17 protein-coding genes are annotated in these 15176 nt (G+C 61.2%); 7 read left to right on the top strand and 10 right to left on the bottom strand.

The features are described from left to right. Nucleotides 1-32: 32 nt before the first annotated feature. The 3 genes from HZR81_RS07295 to HZR81_RS07285 all read left to right on the top strand — a co-directional run bounded on the left by HZR81_RS07295 (nucleotide 33) and on the right by HZR81_RS07285 (nucleotide 2586). Nucleotides 33-689: an alpha/beta hydrolase gene (locus HZR81_RS07295; protein WP_500127703.1), complete on the top strand. Its 657-nt coding sequence runs from the start codon at nucleotides 33-35 to the stop codon at nucleotides 687-689. A gap of 178 nt (nucleotides 690-867) precedes the next feature. After that, on the top strand, nucleotides 868-2298 hold the full coding sequence (rhlB, locus tag HZR81_RS07290) for an ATP-dependent RNA helicase RhlB (protein WP_500127702.1): 1431 nt from the start codon (nucleotides 868-870) through the stop codon (nucleotides 2296-2298). A 123-nt stretch (nucleotides 2299-2421) separates the two neighbouring features. Continuing rightward, nucleotides 2422-2586: a hypothetical protein gene (locus HZR81_RS07285; protein ID WP_013982033.1), complete on the top strand. Its 165-nt coding sequence runs from the start codon at nucleotides 2422-2424 to the stop codon at nucleotides 2584-2586. Nucleotides 2587-2590: 4 nt separating this feature from the next. On the opposite strand, the gene moaE is transcribed toward HZR81_RS07285, so the two are convergent. The 5 genes from moaE to dmeF all read right to left on the bottom strand — a co-directional run bounded on the left by moaE (nucleotide 2591) and on the right by dmeF (nucleotide 6480). Then, a complete protein-coding gene (gene moaE / locus HZR81_RS07280; protein WP_500127701.1) occupies nucleotides 2591-3049 on the bottom strand; it encodes a molybdopterin synthase catalytic subunit MoaE in 459 nt (152 codons plus the stop codon). 2 nt (nucleotides 3050-3051) lie between these two features. Beyond that, nucleotides 3052-3300: a MoaD/ThiS family protein gene (locus HZR81_RS07275; RefSeq protein ID WP_500127700.1), complete on the bottom strand. Its 249-nt coding sequence runs from the start codon at nucleotides 3298-3300 to the stop codon at nucleotides 3052-3054. Beyond that, complete coding sequence (moaC, locus tag HZR81_RS07270) at nucleotides 3297-3767, bottom strand: cyclic pyranopterin monophosphate synthase MoaC (protein ID WP_063544663.1); 471 nt, start codon at nucleotides 3765-3767, stop codon at nucleotides 3297-3299. Before moaC ends, HZR81_RS07275 begins: the two co-directional genes overlap by 4 nt. 97 nt (nucleotides 3768-3864) lie before the next feature. Next, a complete protein-coding gene (locus tag HZR81_RS07265; RefSeq protein WP_063544661.1) occupies nucleotides 3865-5253 on the bottom strand; it encodes a PhoH family protein in 1389 nt (462 codons plus the stop codon). A 258-nt stretch (nucleotides 5254-5511) separates the two neighbouring features. Next, the gene (gene dmeF, locus HZR81_RS07260) at nucleotides 5512-6480 is read right to left on the bottom strand and encodes a CDF family Co(II)/Ni(II) efflux transporter DmeF (RefSeq protein WP_500127699.1); all 969 of its coding nucleotides are present in this window, start codon (nucleotides 6478-6480) and stop codon (nucleotides 5512-5514) included. Between the two features lie 132 nt (nucleotides 6481-6612). On the opposite strand from dmeF, the gene yaaA reads away from it, so the two are divergent. Further along, a complete protein-coding gene (gene yaaA / locus HZR81_RS07255; protein ID WP_208217661.1) occupies nucleotides 6613-7392 on the top strand; it encodes a peroxide stress protein YaaA in 780 nt (259 codons plus the stop codon). A 464-nt stretch (nucleotides 7393-7856) separates the two neighbouring features. Here yaaA and HZR81_RS07250 read toward each other — a convergent pair whose 3' ends face one another. Continuing rightward, complete coding sequence (locus HZR81_RS07250) at nucleotides 7857-8015, bottom strand: hypothetical protein (protein WP_500127698.1); 159 nt, start codon at nucleotides 8013-8015, stop codon at nucleotides 7857-7859. A 141-nt stretch (nucleotides 8016-8156) separates the two neighbouring features. On the opposite strand from HZR81_RS07250, the gene HZR81_RS07245 reads away from it, so the two are divergent. Then, nucleotides 8157-9602 carry a mannose-1-phosphate guanylyltransferase/mannose-6-phosphate isomerase gene (locus HZR81_RS07245; protein ID WP_500127697.1) on the top strand — a complete coding sequence of 482 codons (1446 nt, stop codon included), beginning with the start codon at nucleotides 8157-8159 and terminating at the stop codon, nucleotides 9600-9602. A gap of 316 nt (nucleotides 9603-9918) precedes the next feature. Then, nucleotides 9919-10140, top strand: a complete 222-nt coding sequence (locus HZR81_RS07240; protein ID WP_110777896.1) for a hypothetical protein — start codon at nucleotides 9919-9921, stop codon at nucleotides 10138-10140. Nucleotides 10141-10219: 79 nt separating this feature from the next. Here HZR81_RS07240 and HZR81_RS07235 read toward each other — a convergent pair whose 3' ends face one another. Genes HZR81_RS07235 through purU form a run of 3 tightly spaced genes read right to left on the bottom strand, consistent with a single transcriptional unit; the run spans nucleotide 10220 to nucleotide 12766 of the window. Next, a complete protein-coding gene (locus HZR81_RS07235; RefSeq protein WP_316959177.1) occupies nucleotides 10220-11686 on the bottom strand; it encodes a helicase HerA-like domain-containing protein in 1467 nt (488 codons plus the stop codon). Between the two features lie 42 nt (nucleotides 11687-11728). Then, a complete protein-coding gene (locus HZR81_RS07230; RefSeq protein WP_500127696.1) occupies nucleotides 11729-11902 on the bottom strand; it encodes a hypothetical protein in 174 nt (57 codons plus the stop codon). A gap of 12 nt (nucleotides 11903-11914) precedes the next feature. Then, complete coding sequence (gene purU / locus HZR81_RS07225; protein WP_063544647.1) at nucleotides 11915-12766, bottom strand: formyltetrahydrofolate deformylase; 852 nt, start codon at nucleotides 12764-12766, stop codon at nucleotides 11915-11917. A gap of 339 nt (nucleotides 12767-13105) precedes the next feature. Between purU and mvaT the strand changes: the two genes are divergently transcribed. Next, entirely contained in the window at nucleotides 13106-13486 is a 381-nt protein-coding gene (gene mvaT, locus HZR81_RS07220) for a histone-like nucleoid-structuring protein MvaT (RefSeq protein ID WP_200594600.1), read from the top strand. Between the two features lie 119 nt (nucleotides 13487-13605). Here the strand turns inward: mvaT and sbcB are convergent, their stop codons facing one another. Continuing rightward, nucleotides 13606-15042: an exodeoxyribonuclease I gene (gene sbcB / locus HZR81_RS07215; RefSeq protein ID WP_500127695.1), complete on the bottom strand. Its 1437-nt coding sequence runs from the start codon at nucleotides 15040-15042 to the stop codon at nucleotides 13606-13608. Nucleotides 15043-15176: the final 134 nt, after the last annotated feature.

Raw genomic sequence — 15176 nt, 5'->3', positions numbered from 1 at the left:
AGAGGCAACCGTACCCAGACCGGAGCCGATCCATGACTACCCCGCTGATTCTCGAGCCGTCCAACAGCGCCGACGCCTGCGTCATCTGGCTGCACGGCCTGGGCGCTGACCGTTACGACTTCCTGCCGGTTGCCGAAGCCCTGCAACAACGGCTGCTTAGCACGCGCTTCGTCCTGCCACAGGCGCCGACGCGTCCGGTGACCATCAACGGTGGTTGGAGCATGCCAAGCTGGTACGACATCCTTGCCATGAGCCCGGCCCGCGCGATCAACCGTGACCAGCTGGAAGCTTCAGCACAACAGGTCATCTCGTTGCTCGAGGCGCAACGCGATACCGGGATCGATCCGGCACGCATCTTCCTTGCCGGCTTCTCCCAAGGCGGTGCGGTCGTCCTGCACACAGCGTTTCTACGCTGGCAGGGACCGCTGGGCGGCGTCATCGCGCTTTCGACCTACGCGCCCACCTTTACCGAGCCGTCGGCGTTCGCCCCGGCCGCACTGCAGTATCCGGTACTGTGCCTGCACGGCAGCCGCGACGATGTCGTGCCTATGGCGATGGGCCGCGCCGCGTTTCAAACCCTCCAGGACGCAGGCGTCACCGCGGCGTGGCACGACTATCCGATGGGCCATGAAGTGCTGCCGGAGGAAATTCGCGACATCGGCGCCTGGCTCTCTGAACGTCTTGGCTGACCAGGCGCATCAGAGGAAGCTGGACGTGCGACTATCCGTGGCAGCGCGCCGCTTCTCACCTGCCATCGTCCGGCCGTCTACCACGTCGGCCGCCCGTACCGGGCGGGAGGCTTCGCCACATTTGCGTCTTGCATTACACTGACGCGCGATTCTTTCCCATTTCGACGACGAGAAGACCGTGCTCAAAGCACTCAAGAAAATCTTTGGCAAGGCCCCGGACGAGCGGGCCGCCACAACGACTGGCGCCGCATCTGCCAGCCACGAACGGCAAACCGCCCCCGTGACCCAGCAGGTCGCGACGAACGAAGCCCAACCCAAGCCGCAAGCCACCCAGCGCACCGCTGAAAAGCCGCGCCGCCAGCGCAGCAGCAAACCGCCCAAACCCGCCGCCCCGGCCTGGAAGCTGGAAGACTTCGTGGTCGAACCGGCCGAAGGCAAGACCCGCTTCCATGACTTCAAGCTCGCGCCAGAGCTGATGCACGCCATTCACGACCTGGGCTTTCCTTATTGCACGCCGATCCAGGCTCAGGTGCTCGGCTACACACTCGCTGGAAGGGACGCCATCGGTCGCGCCCAGACCGGCACGGGCAAGACTGCCGCATTTCTGATTTCCACCATTACCCAGTTGCTCGAGACGCCGCCACCGAAAGACCGCTACATGGGCGAGCCGCGTGCCCTGATCATCGCTCCGACTCGCGAACTGGTGGTGCAGATCGCCAACGATGCGCTGGACTTGACCAAGTACACCGGTCTCAACGTGATGAGCTTCGTCGGCGGCATGGATTTCGACAAGCAGCTCAAACAGCTGGAATCGCGTTACTGCGACATCCTCGTTGCCACCCCCGGCCGCCTGCTGGATTTCAACCAGCGCGGTGAGGTGCACCTGGACATGGTCGAGGTGATGGTCCTCGACGAGGCCGACCGCATGCTCGACATGGGCTTCATCCCGCAGGTCCGCCAGATCATTCGGCAGACCCCGCCCAAGAGCGAACGCCAGACCCTGCTGTTCTCCGCCACCTTCACCGACGACGTGATGAACCTGGCACAGCAATGGACCACCAACCCCGCCGTGGTCGAGATCGAACCGGAGAACGTCGCCAGCGATACCGTCGAGCAACATGTCTACGCCGTAGCCGGCAGCGACAAGTACAAGCTGCTGTACAACCTGATTACCCAGAACGACTGGACGCGGGTGATGGTATTCGCCAACCGCAAGGACGAAGTGCGACGCATCGAGGAACGCCTGACCAAGGACGGCATCAGTGCCGCGCAGATGTCCGGCGACGTCCCGCAGCACAAGCGCATCCGCACGCTGGAGGGCTTTCGCGAGGGCAAGATTCGCGTGCTGGTGGCCACCGACGTCGCCGGTCGCGGCATTCACGTCGATGGCATCAGCCATGTGATCAACTTCACCCTGCCAGAAGACCCGGACGATTACGTGCACCGCATCGGTCGGACCGGCCGCGCCGGCACCAGCGGCACCTCCATCAGCTTCGCTGGCGAGGACGACGCCTTCGCTCTGCCGCCCATCGAGGCACTGATCGGCCGCAAGATCCAGTGCGAGATGCCGCCGGCGGAACTGCTTGCGCCCGTTCCCCGTTCGCGCTGAACCCCTTGCTGCCCGGAGCCTGCCCAGGCGAGCCGGTCGCCTGGCACCGATGACCTGGGTCAGGCCGCTTCTGACTCGAAGCGACTAAAGTAGTACCCAGATATCGAATCAGGAGGATCACCGATGGACAGCATGCACTGGTTATTGACCCTCATCGTCGTCGGTTTTGTCCTGCTCTGCGTGGGCTTCAACTACCGGGACAAGCAATGGGGCGTCGGACTGCTGAGCCTCGGCATTCTCACGATGTTTTCTACGCTGGCCTTCAAGATGTACATCACCTTCTACTGAAGGCTCAGCTTTTCTCGTTCCAACGCTCGGCTGCCAACTGATCACTGGCACGGCCTTCCACCCAGCGCGGGCCGGCCGAGGTGTTTTCCTTCTTCCAGAATGGCGCCCGGGTTTTCAGGTAGTCCATGACGAAGCGGCAGGCGTCGAAGGCGGCGTCGCGATGGGCACTGGCCGCACCGACGAACACGATCGGCTCGCCAGGCTCCAGCGATCCAACGCGGTGCAGCACATCCAGGCGCAGCAGTGGCCAGCGATGCTCGGCCTCCTGCACGATCTTCTCCAGCGCCCTCTCCGTCATGCCGGGGGCATGCTCAAGAAACATGCCGGCCACATCCTGCCCGTCATTGAAGTCCCGCACGTAGCCGACGAAGCCGGCGACCGCGCCGATTCCCAGATTGGCGGCATGCAGCGCGTTCAGCTCCGCGCCGGGATCGAACGAGCCCTGTTGAACACGAACCGCCATGCTCAACCTCCGGTCACGGTAGGAAAGAAGGCCACCTCGTCGCCATCGACAACGGCTTCCTCTAGGCCACACAGCTCCTGATTGCGCGCGCACATCAGATTCTGCTCGCCGAGTACCTCCCAGACGCCACCGCGCGCCAGGAGGTACTGGCGTACATCATCCACACTGCCGAACGATTCATCCCATTGGATGCGCTCGCCATCGCTGCCAAGGGTTTCCCGATATCGGGCGAAGAACTGAACCGAAATCATGCCTGCACCTGCCAATGTCCGCTCTTGCCGCCGAGTTTTTCCAACAACCGCACCCCTTCGATCACCATGCCGCGGTCCACGGCCTTGCACATGTCATAGATGGTCAATGCGGCGACGCTGGCAGCGGTCAGCGCCTCCATCTCCACCCCCGTCTGGCCCGCCAGTTTGCAGGCCGCGCGGATCAATACGCTGTCGTCACCATCGGCCTGCAGTTCGACCTTGATGCTGGTCAGCAGCAGCGGGTGACAGAGCGGAATCAGTTCATGGGTTTTCTTCGCCGCCTGGATGCCGGCGATGCGTGCCACGGCGAATACGTCGCCCTTGGGATGGCCGCCCTGCTGAATCATCTGCAGGGTCTGCGGCAGCATGCGCACGCGTGCCTCCGCTACGGCCTCGCGCGCCGTCACGGCCTTGTCGGTGACGTCGACCATGCTGGCGCGGCCTTGCGAATCGAGATGGGTGAGCATTTGGCGCTCCTGAGCTGAAAATCAGGAGTCTACCCCAGCCGCCGGCGATGGACCCGCCTCGTAAGAGGTACTCCGAGCATCGCCAGCCTCGAGCCCTCTACATGTGCGCTTCGGCGTATTCGGCCAGTACCGAGCGCGGCACGCCCTGCAGGGTGATATGCACGCCGTGGGAGAAGTCCTTGAAGCGTTCGGTGAGGTAGGTCAACCCGGAACTGGTAGCGGACAGATAGGGCGTATCGATCTGCGCCAGGTTGCCGAGACAGACCACCTTCGAGCCGTTGCCCGCGCGGGTGATGATGGTCTTCATCTGGTGCGGCGTGAGGTTCTGGCATTCGTCGATCAGGATCAGGCTCTGCTGGAAACTGCGCCCGCGGATGTAGTTCAGCGATTTGAACTGCAGCGGCACCTTTTGCAGGATGTAGTCGATGCTGCCGTGGGTGTTCTCGTCCTCCATGTGCAGCGCTTCGAGGTTATCGGTGATCGCGCCGAGCCAGGGCTCCATCTTCTCGGCCTCGGTGCCGGGCAAGAAGCCGATGTCCTCGTCCAGCCCCTGTACGCTACGGGTGGCGATGATGCGCCGGTAGCGCTTGCTGACCACGGTCTGCTCGATGGCTGCAGCCAGCGCGAGAATGGTCTTGCCCGAACCGGCGGCGCCGGACAGGTTGACCAGATGAATATCCGGGTCGAGCAGCGCGAACAATGCCAGCGCCTGATGAATGTCACGCGGGCGTAGGCCCCAGGCTTCCTGATGCAGCAGCGGCTCCTGGTGCAGGTCGAGCAGCAGCAGTTCATCGGCCTTGATGCCCTTGATCCAACCCACGAAGCCCTGTTCGTCGATGATGAACTCGTTGATATGGACGGCCGGTAGATTGTCGGTCAGCTGCACCCGATGCCAGGTACGTCCGTGCCCCTGATGGGTTTCCACCTTGCTCACACGATCCCAGAACGAACCGGTGACGCTGTGATAGCCCGGCGAAAGCTGTCCGACGTCGTCGACCAGCTGGTCGGTATGGTAATCCTCCGCCGCCACGCCACAGGCCCGCGCCTTCAGGCGCATGTTGATGTCCTTCGTGACGAGTACCACCGGCACCCCGGGGCGCTGTTTGCTCAGCTCGACCACCTGATTGATGATCTTGTTGTCGTTCAGGTCCTCTGGCAGCGCGCTGGATTCACCGCGCTTGCTCATCAGAATCGATAGGCTGCCGCACGGCCCGCTTTTGCCACGCTGGATCGGCACACCGAGCTCGACTTCCTCCGGCGTGGCATCGCCCAACAGCCTGTCGATCAGACGAATCGCCTGACGGCACTCGGCTGCCACACTGTGCTTACCGGTCTTGAGCTGATCGAGCTCCTCCAGCACGGTCATGGGTATCGCGACCTGGTGCTCCTGGAAATTCAGCAAGGCATTGGGATCGTGGATTAGAACGTTCGTATCGAGGACGTAGAGCGTGGGCTGGGTCGCGCGGGATCTGCCGTAGTCATCCATACCGATCACCTTCTTCTAGGGTCAGAAGCGAAGCGGATACGCGCTCCGCCGCAGAGTGACCGCCGTGCGATTGAGGTGAGCGGACGAGGGAAGCCAGTGGATTCGGGGCTACCCAGGAGCCGCCACCTGTGTCGCAGGGTCCGGCGGTCTGGATTCGGTAATACCGTAAAACTTATGACAGACAAAAGACTTTTCCGTTGAATGTCGGTTTTTTTCACGAATCGACCGCAGGTGCTTGGCTCACTCCGTTTTCACGCGTTAATGTCGACGATCAAGGTGCGCGCTTTCGCCGCAGCGATTCACCTCGGCGGTGATGTGCACCAGCTGGGTAAAGGGCTGCAGCGCAGCCTTGTAGCGATCGGCGGTATGTCCCTGATGCGTGACCACGCTGATGATGCAGCTGTACTGCGAACGCCCTACACGCCACAGGTGCAGGTCGGTCACTTCGGTATCGGGCACCCGTTCCAACGCTTCGCGAACCTGCTCGACGAGCGGGTCATCCATCTCCCGATCCAGCAACGCCATCGCCGTATCCCGCAACAAACCACGCGCCCATACGAGAATCACCACGGCACCGACGATGCCCATGGCCGGATCGAGCCAGCCCCAGCCAAACAACTTACCCCCCAGCAAGGCGACGATGGCCGCCACCGACGTCAGGGCATCGGTTAGCACATGGATGAAGGCGGCATGACGGTTGAGGTCCTTGCCTGACTCCCCATGTGCATGCGCATGGCCATGCTCGTTATGGCCATGGCTATGGCCGTGATCGTGCTGATCACGCAACAGCCAGGCCGATAGCAGATTCACCAGCAGGCCGATCACCGCAACCAGCAACGCCTCATCGAAGCCGATCGCCGCAGGCGACCAGAATCGCTGCAGCGACTCGCCGATCATGAACAGCGCCACGACTACCAGCAGAAGCGCACTGGCGAAGCCGGCGAGCACCTCGATCTTCCAGGTGCCGAAAGCGAAGCGCTGGTCCGTCGCGTAGCGTCGCGCCAGTAGATAGGCAAGCGCAGACAGACCGATCGCGACCATGTGCGAAGCCATGTGCCAGCCGTCCGCCAGCAATGCCATCGAGTTGAACCAGTAACCGGCGACTATCTCCACCACCATGGTGAGCCCGGTAAGCAGCACCACGCCCCAGGTCTGCCGCTCCGCGCGGCGTTCCAGAGGACGGTAGTCGTGTGGCGGCTGCCATTGCGCGTGATTGCAATCAGTCATACGAACTCCGAATCGATGGCCACAGCTTGCACCTTGTCATGCAGGTAAGGTCAACAGCGCGTCTATGGCATCCATAGCTGGAGCCGTTCCGGTCACCACCCTACAATCGCGCCATCAGAAAGGAGACCCTACATGCTGATGGTGATTTCCCCAGCCAAGACACTCGATTACGAAACACCACCGATAACCGAACGTTTCACCCTGCCGCAGCACCTCGACCATTCGCAGCAACTGATCGAGCTGCTTCGAGACTATTCGCCAGCGCAGATCAGCGAACTCATGCACCTCTCGGACAAGCTCGCTGCGCTCAATGTGGCGCGTTACGGCAGCTGGACCGCCGAGTTCACGCCGGACAACGCTAAACAGGCCTTGCTGGCCTTCAAGGGCGACGTCTACACCGGGCTCAATGTCGACGATTTCACCGACGACGACCTGCTGTTCGCCCAGCAGCATCTGCGCATGCTTTCGGGGCTCTACGGGCTGCTGCGTCCGCTCGACCTGATGCAGCCCTATCGGCTGGAAATGGGCACCAAGCTCGTCAACCCGCGCGGCAAGGACCTATACGCGTTCTGGGGTGAGCGAATCAGCGACTGGCTGAACGAAGCCCTTCGCGAACAGGGCGACGATGTTCTACTCAACCTGGCGTCCAATGAGTATTTCAGTTCAGTCAAGCGCAAGGCGCTGAATGCGCGGGTCATCGATGTCGATTTCAAGGACATGAAGAATGGCCAGTACAAGATCATCTCGTTTTATGCCAAGAAGGCGCGCGGCCTGATGGCACGCTGGGTGATCAAGGAACGCATTGCCAAGCCCGAACAGCTCTCGGCGTTCGATTACGAGGGCTATCGCTTCAGCGCGGACGATTCCTCGGCCAACCATCTGGTATTCCTGCGCGATACCGACCAGCAGTAACCGTAGCCGCGGTGCCAACCCGCCGGTTGGCGCCGCCCTGCCCGCACGGGCAGCACGAACTCATCCCGCCGCGCCTGACAGCGCACCGAGGCCCGCCGTGGTCTCACCCTTAAGCAGCCATCGTCCGCTGAAACCGTTCGAAAAATCTCACCGATCAACGGCAGTCCACGCGGGAACTATCGCGCATGGCCGGCAATCATAAGCGCGTACCGACAATTCCAGGTGGAAAGGGACGTCGCACATGAACGTGCATTGGGTCACCAATCATGCAATTCGCTCCGCTTCCGGTCGCATGACGGCTGCGACAGGAGCGAAACCTCGGGCAGCGAGGCTGCCGGACATCAGGCCAACGGCCGAGGCGTCGACCAGTGCCAACGCGGCATTCGGGCAGACATACGCCGAGCAAGGCACGAACAGAGGGTTACGGCCATGCAACAGCACCGCTCCTTGCCGACCAGCAGACATCACGCATCGCTCACGACGATGGCGCTCTTCGTCGTGCCGTCGGCCATCGGAGATTCGCCGTGCCGACATTTCTGACCGGCAATCAACCACAGCGCCATCGGGCCTGAGCGGTCCTGGCGCAACCAATGCCGGCCATTGAGACTGACAGCATATTCCATTCCCGAGGCGGCGCCTCGGGACCGAGCGGCTATCGCTCCGAGCGATCGGCGATTCCCTCGATGAACAACCCGGGCGCCGCCAGATGGCCGGCGTCGACGAACAAGTAGAACGACCTTCGAAACGATTCAGGAGAGAGCACTATGATCCCGGTTATTCTTTCAGGTGGCAGCGGTTCCCGACTGTGGCCCCTTTCCCGCAAGTCGTTCCCCAAGCAGTTCCTGGCCCTGACCGGTGAACAGACATTGTTTCAGCAGACCGTCGAGCGCCTGGCCTTCGACGGCATGCAGCAGCCTCTGCTGGTGTGCAACAAGGACCATCGCTTCATCGTCAAGGAGCAGCTGGCGGCGCGCAAACTGGGCGTCCAGGGCCTTCTGCTCGAGCCGTTCGGCCGCAACACGGCGCCGGCCATCGGCATCGCCGCGATGAAGCTGATCGAAGAAGGCCGCGACGAGCTGCTGCTGGTCCTGCCGGCCGATCATGTGATCGAAGACCAGAAGGCTTTCCAGCGCTCCCTGGCACTGGCGACCAACGCCGCCGAGAACGGTGAGATGGTGCTCTTCGGCGTCCCACCGACCCGTCCCGAGACGGGCTATGGCTACATCCGTGGCAGCCAGGACGCCAATACGGGCCTGCCAGAAGGCATCAAGCGCGTCGCCCAGTTCGTCGAGAAGCCCGATGAGGCACGCGCCCAGAGCTATCTGGAATCTGGCGACTACTACTGGAACAGCGGCATGTTCCTGTTTCGCGCCAGCGTCTTCCTGGATGAATTGAAAAAGCACGACCCGGACATTTACGACACCTGCTGGGCAGCGCTCGAGCGCAGCGTGAAGAATGGCGATGAAGTGCTGATCGACCCAGCGACCTTCGCCTGCTGCCCGGACAACTCCATTGACTATGCCGTGATGGAAAAGACGCAACTGGCCTGCGTGGTGCCGATGTCTGCGGGCTGGAGCGATGTCGGCTCCTGGTCCTCGATCTGGGACGTGCATGAAAAGGACGAGAACGGCAATGTGCTCAAAGGCGATGTGATCGCCGAAGACACACGCAATTGCCTGGTTCACGGCAACGGCAAGCTGGTCACCGTGCTGGGTCTGGAAGATGTCGTCGTGGTGGAAACCAAGGACGCCATGATGGTCGCTCACAAGGACAAGGTGCAGGACGTCAAGAAACTGGTGAGCAAGCTCGATGCCCAGGACCGCAGCGAAACCAAGAATCACTGTGCCGTCTACCGGCCGTGGGGCTGGTACGACTCGGTGGATATGGGCGGTCGCTTCCAGGTCAAGCGTATCTGCGTTAATCCCGGCGCCAGCTTGTCACTGCAGATGCATCACCACCGGGCAGAGCACTGGATCGTGGTTTCCGGTACAGCGCAGGTTACATGTAACGAGAAGACCTTCCTGCTCACCGAAAACCAGTCGACTTATATTCCGATCACCTCGGTACATCGCCTGGCCAACCCTGGCAAGATTCCGCTGGAGATCATCGAAGTCCAGTCCGGCAGCTATCTGGGTGAAGACGACATCGAGCGTTTCGATGATGTTTATGGTCGCGCGGAGCAGAGCAACGAAGCCAAAGTGGCCCGTTGATCAATTCAACCGATAGTGAAAAGCCCGCGCACATCGCGGGCTTTTCTTTTTCCATGCCCCTGGCCCGCCTTGCTCGAAAGCAGGCATACTTTCACTCGGCGCGGATGCTGAATTCCGTACGGATAGCGATGTACGTTCACGCCTATTTTTTTGAACTACGCCTCGCTTCTCCGGCTTGCGCCCATTCTGCGCAAACCTTTTCAATTGAACCACGTCATAACAATCACGGTTACCGGGAAAACTCCGGCAAACTTCAGTTACAACTAGGCAATTCCAGGCAACTTACAAGCAATCGCTTCAATACAGGATCTCTTACGTGACGAAAGACGAACTGCGCGCCGAACTCGAACGCCAGGCACAGCGCTTTACGAAAGTCTACGGAGGCGAGATTACGACCTATGCCGCCGAACGCGAGCCTGAGCGTAAACCCTGGCGAAAAAAACCTTCGCTTAGAGATCAGGTGTTTCAACAGGAACTCGAGAAGCTCGAACAGGAAAAACGTGCCGGATTCGAGAGTTCGGCTGCACCACAAGCCTGAACGCTAACCAAACGACAGTCGAAGCACCGCGCGCCGCAATAAGGATGCTGCATCGATAGCTCAGCAGTAATTCTTTAATTCAGCGCTTACCGCCCAGTAGCGAGCCCAGCAGCCCCCTGGCCAGTTGTCGGCCCAGTTGGCCAGCCGCCTGACTCAGGGCACTTTTCACGACCCGCCCGGCCAGCTCACCCAGATCGATGTCGTCACGCCCTCTGCCCTGCTTCGGCTTTTGCGCCTGCGGCTCGCTGGCCTGCCTGGCGCGAGCACTCAATATTTCGTACGCGGATATCCGGTCGACAGGCTTGTCGTAATGACCTCGCAGGGCAGAGCCGGCGATCAGCGCCGCACGCTCCGCATCACTCAATGGCCCGATGCGTGATTGCGGGGGCGCGATCGCCACTCGCTGCACCATGGCCGGCATACCCTTTTCCTCCAGCCCACCGACCAGCGCCTCGCCAATCCCCAGCTCCGTCAGGACCTCCAGCGTCTCGAAATCTGGATTGGCGCGAAAACCGTCAGCCACTGAGCGCAACGCCTTCTGCTCTCTGACGGTGAAAGCGCGGAGCCCGTGCTGGATGCGCAGCCCCAGCTGCGCCAGCACCTGATCCGGGAGATCGCTCGGCGATTGCGTGACGAAATACACGCCAACCCCCTTGGAGCGGATCAGCCGGACCACCTGCACCAGACGTTCCTGCAGCGCCTTCGGCGTATCGCCGAAGAGCAGGTGCGCCTCATCGAAGAACAGCGCAAGCAGCGGACGATCGGCGTCACCGCGCTCCGGTAGCTGTTCGAACAGTTCGGCCAGCAGCCAGAGCAGAAAGGTCGCATACACCTTTGGCGCCTCATGCACCAGCACACTAGCATCGAGCAGATGGATGGGGCCACGCCCGTCAGCGGCAGGCCGCAGCAGATCCTCAAGTTGCAGCGCGGGCTCGCCGAACAGCGCCTCGGCACCCTGCTGCTCCAGCGTCGCCAGACGCCGTAGCAACGCCTGGGAAGATGCTCCGGTGAACAATGCACTGTCTTCGCCGAGCAGCTCGGGTTCTGCCTTGAGATGGGCGAGCAGCGCCTTGAGGTCTTTCAAATCCAGCAGCAGCAAGCCTTGCTGATCCGCCACCTTGAACGCCGCATACAGCGCCGACTGTTGACTGTCTGTCAGCTGCAGGAGATTACCGAGCAGCAGCGGGCCCATTTCGCTCAGAGTCGTTCTCAGCGGATGGCCGCTGCGACCATGCACATCCCACAGGGTGACGGGATAGGCCCGCGGCTGGTGCTGCAGCCACGGCATGCTGGCGATGCGTTCGGCGATCTTGCCCTGCGGCGCGCCTGCAGCACCGAGACCGCAGAGGTCGCCCTTGATGTCAGCGGCAAAAACCGCAACGCCGGCATCACTGAATTGCTCGGCCAGGCGCTGCAGGGTTACGGTCTTGCCAGTGCCGGTCGCGCCAGCGATCAGGCCATGCCGATTGGCCAGTCGCAGGGACTGAGTGCTGGGCTCGCCGGTTACCTCGGCGCCGAGTACCAACCGATCGTTCGAAGCCTTCATCAACCCTCTCCTTCTCGTTCCCCGCACACTGCCACAGCCGCATCAATGCTCGTCGACGGGCTCCCGATCGGCTTGCAGCTCGGCCCAGAGCGCCTCGGCTTCCGGAAAGTCGGTGCCCAGCTCGGACGACAGCGCCTCGGGATCGTATCGCCGGGTACAGCCACCACCAATGATAGGCGGTGCCTTGGCAGCGGCGCGCTCGAACGGATCGGCCATCGTCATCCCCTGTCAGTTGAATACCAACGTCTTGTTGCTGTGCACCAGCACACGATCCTCAAGGTGATAGCGCAGGCCGCGCGACAACACCATCTTCTCTACGTCCTTGCCGAGCCGCACCATGTCCTCGATGCTGTCGCGATGACTGACCCGCACCACGTCCTGCTCGATGATCGGGCCGGCGTCCAGCTCCTCGGTGACATAGTGACAGGTGGCGCCTATCAGTTTCACGCCGCGCAAGGATGCCTGGTGATAAGGCTTCGCGCCGACGAAGGACGGCAGGAAGCTGTGATGGATATTGATGACCCGCTGGGCGAACTCGTCGCACAGCTCTGCCGGCAGGATCTGCATGTAGCGCGCCAGCACGATCGCGTCGGCACGCTGCTCGCGCACCAGTCTGGTCACCTCGGCGAACGCCTCCTGCTTGTTCATCGGATCGACCGGAACATGGAAATACGGAATGCCATGCCACTCGACCATGCTGCGCAGGTCATCGTGGTTCGAAATTACGCAGGGAATATCGCAATCGAGTTCGCCGCTGTGCCAGCGATGCAGCAGATCCGCCAGACAATGGGACTCGCGGCTCGCCATCAGCACGACCCGCTTGCGCTGCTCGGAGTCGGTGATGCGCCACTCCATGGAAAACTCACGGGCAATCGGTGCAAAGGCGTGACGAAATCCGTCCAGGTCGAAGGGTAGCGAGTCCGCGCGGATCTCGTGGCGCATGAAAAACCAGCCACTCTGATGATCGGAGTGATGGTTGGCCTCGGTGATCCAGCCGTTGTAGGTAGCGAGAAAGTTGCTGACCTTGGCGACAATGCCAACGCCATCTGGACAGGCAATGACCAGCCTGAAAGTGCGCATTAACGGTTACTCCGGCTCAAAGGAAACGCGGCATTCTAGCCCAGCTGACAAAAGCACAGCCATCGCATTAACGGCAACGTTTCCGTCAACTAGCAGCATCGAGCGCGGAGGTGCATCGCCCGGAAGATTGGCATCCGGCAGTACCCCGGCTGAAAACACCAAGAAAGTTGTCCATTTAAACAGGCATACATTCATTAACCCGTTGTTTCGACGCATGTCCGTACGTGAAATATCCCTTCAAATAGTAATCCCGCTTTTTTAACCGGCTATATTTACTTGCGCATACGGCAGGACTATGATTGCCAACACTTGCGTTCAAGCCTATCTCAAGGAAGCCACATGTCACTGATCAACGAGTATCGCGCCACTGAAGAGGCCATCAAGGAACTTCAGGAGCGACTGAAGTCCCTTTCCGAAGATGACAAGCTGAAAAAGGAACTGGAGTTCGAGGGTAAGCTGCGCGAACTCATGGGCGAATATCAGAAGTCGCTGCGAGACATCATCGCCCTGCTCGATCCGGAAGCCTCGCGCAGCAGCAAGAGTCCGCGCGCTGCAAAGACGCCTACCACCAGCAAGCGCGCTCGCCGCGTGAAGCAGTACAAGAATCCGCATAGCGGCGAAGTAATTGAAACCAAAGGCGGCAACCACAAGACGCTGAAAGAATGGAAAGCCCAGTGGGGTTCCGACACCGTTGAAAGCTGGGCCACTCTTCTGGGCTAAGCAATAACGGTTAATAGAAACGCCGTTTCTCGATGCGCTTATCGAGAAACGGCGTTTTTCATTTCAGGCCTTGCCAGTACTGCGTTGCAGCAGGATTGTCGGAAGGACAGCTGACGACGTCAGAGGCGCAATCCATAACGCTCGCCCAACCCTCGGCCATACTCGAGCCATTGTTGCAGCAGTTGTTGCTGCGCCACGGTGGCAGTGGGCATCAGCCGCGCAATTTCAGTTTCAAACTGCGCCAGGGTATTCGGCCCGCCATGTGCCCCATCGCTCAGCCGCTGCTGACAGAACGACCTCCACTGCGATTGCTCCTGCACGGATAACCCTTCGGGAAAGTTGCGTGCGCGATAGCGAAACAGCAACGCCTCCAACCGCACATCTTCGAAGCGGCACGGGTGCCTGGCCAATTCGGCTGGCCCGAGCCCACGTATCTGCTCGCACAGGCGCCGGTCTCGCTCGCCGAGAAAGCCGTCATACAGCTGCTGCTCCGGATCGTCGCTGCCACCAAAGCCTTCCTCGGCATAGATCTCGGCCAGCTTATCGACCCAGACGTGCCGACGCTCGCGCAACAGCGCCGCCCGCTCATGACACAGCGACAGGTCTAGAGCCAGACGCCGGACGTCGGCGTCGCGCAGCACCTTGAGCGGCGCCAGCACCGGACACTTGTTGATGTGCACCAGCTTCAAGGGCACCGGCAGCTCACCCTCGCCAAGCTGCTCGCGACGCGTGTAGAGGCGCTGCCGCAACGTCTGTGCACTTTCCTGCCAGAGCGGCTCCACTTCGCCCTGCAGATCGCAGACGATCAGCGCATTGCGATTGCGCGGATGCCAGGCCAATGGCAGAACTATCGACAGGAAGTGGCGGCCTGCGGCGAAGCGCCCCGAGACATGCACAAGCGGCTCGAGCAGGGTGATCTGATCCATCACTGCCTGTTTGCGGCGCAAATTGAAAAGGTACTCATACAGACGTGGCTGGCGCTGGCGAATGAGCCTGGCCAGCGCGATGGTGGCGCGCACATCGGACAGCGCGTCATGGGCATTCAGATGCTCCAGCCCGTTGGCAGCGCTCAAGCGTTCGAGCTTGAGCGTCACTCGCCCGTCTTCCTCCGGCCACACCAACCCTTCGGGACGTAGCGCATAAGCCGTGCGCACCAGATCGATCAGGTCCCAGCGGCTGTTGCCGCCCTGCCATTCACGCGCGTAAGGATCATAGAAGTTTCGATAGAGGCTGTAGCGTGTGACCTCGTCATCGAAGCGCAGGCTGTTGTAGCCAGCGACACAGGTACCCGGGGTAGCCAGCTCCTCATGCAGACGGCGAACGAACTCCGCTTCGCTTAGCCCTTGCTGCTGCAGTGTTGCCGGCGTGATCCCGGTAACCAGGCACGCCGCCGGATGGGGCAGGATGTCGTCACTGAGACGGCAATAAAGATTCAGCGGCTCGCCAACTTCCTCGAGTGCTTCGTTGGTGCGAATACCCGCCACCTGCATCGGTCGGTCGCGGCTGGGCGATATCCCTGTGGTTTCGAAGTCGTACCAGAAAATGCTTGGAGTCACGGGAGGGTCCTTCTCGATCGGCGCGCAGCAGTCTAACAGCCCTCACGCCTGCAACGCGCCAGCGGCCGCTGGCGCAGCGACGACACCCGCGACGACAACTCTGCGAACGACATCCGACATCGACGCAGGCATTT

This window comes from Pseudomonas sp. LM13, assembly GCF_041381355.1.
In the GTDB taxonomy this organism is placed as follows: domain Bacteria; phylum Pseudomonadota; class Gammaproteobacteria; order Pseudomonadales; family Pseudomonadaceae; genus Stutzerimonas; species Stutzerimonas frequens.
The sequence above is the reverse complement of the archived record's forward strand: the minus strand, read 5'-3'. Positions and strand labels throughout refer to the sequence as shown.

Coding starts and splice junctions, on each gene's coding strand:
- HZR81_RS07295 (WP_500127703.1), top strand. CDS start 33: ATGACTACCCCGCTGATTCTCGAGCCGTCCAACAGCGCCGACGCCTGC.
- HZR81_RS07285 (WP_013982033.1), top strand. CDS start 2,422: ATGGACAGCATGCACTGGTTATTGACCCTCATCGTCGTCGGTTTTGTC.
- moaE (WP_500127701.1), bottom strand. CDS start 3,049: ATGGCGGTTCGTGTTCAACAGGGCTCGTTCGATCCCGGCGCGGAGCTG.
- HZR81_RS07275 (WP_500127700.1), bottom strand. CDS start 3,300: ATGATTTCGGTTCAGTTCTTCGCCCGATATCGGGAAACCCTTGGCAGC.
- moaC (WP_063544663.1), bottom strand. CDS start 3,767: ATGCTCACCCATCTCGATTCGCAAGGCCGCGCCAGCATGGTCGACGTC.
- HZR81_RS07265 (WP_063544661.1), bottom strand. CDS start 5,253: ATGGATGACTACGGCAGATCCCGCGCGACCCAGCCCACGCTCTACGTC.
- dmeF (WP_500127699.1), bottom strand. CDS start 6,480: ATGACTGATTGCAATCACGCGCAATGGCAGCCGCCACACGACTACCGT.
- yaaA (WP_208217661.1), top strand. CDS start 6,613: ATGCTGATGGTGATTTCCCCAGCCAAGACACTCGATTACGAAACACCA.
- HZR81_RS07250 (WP_500127698.1), bottom strand. CDS start 8,015: ATGGAATATGCTGTCAGTCTCAATGGCCGGCATTGGTTGCGCCAGGAC.
- HZR81_RS07245 (WP_500127697.1), top strand. CDS start 8,157: ATGATCCCGGTTATTCTTTCAGGTGGCAGCGGTTCCCGACTGTGGCCC.
- HZR81_RS07235 (WP_316959177.1), bottom strand. CDS start 11,686: ATGAAGGCTTCGAACGATCGGTTGGTACTCGGCGCCGAGGTAACCGGC.
- HZR81_RS07230 (WP_500127696.1), bottom strand. CDS start 11,902: ATGGCCGATCCGTTCGAGCGCGCCGCTGCCAAGGCACCGCCTATCATT.
- purU (WP_063544647.1), bottom strand. CDS start 12,766: ATGCGCACTTTCAGGCTGGTCATTGCCTGTCCAGATGGCGTTGGCATT.
- mvaT (WP_200594600.1), top strand. CDS start 13,106: ATGTCACTGATCAACGAGTATCGCGCCACTGAAGAGGCCATCAAGGAA.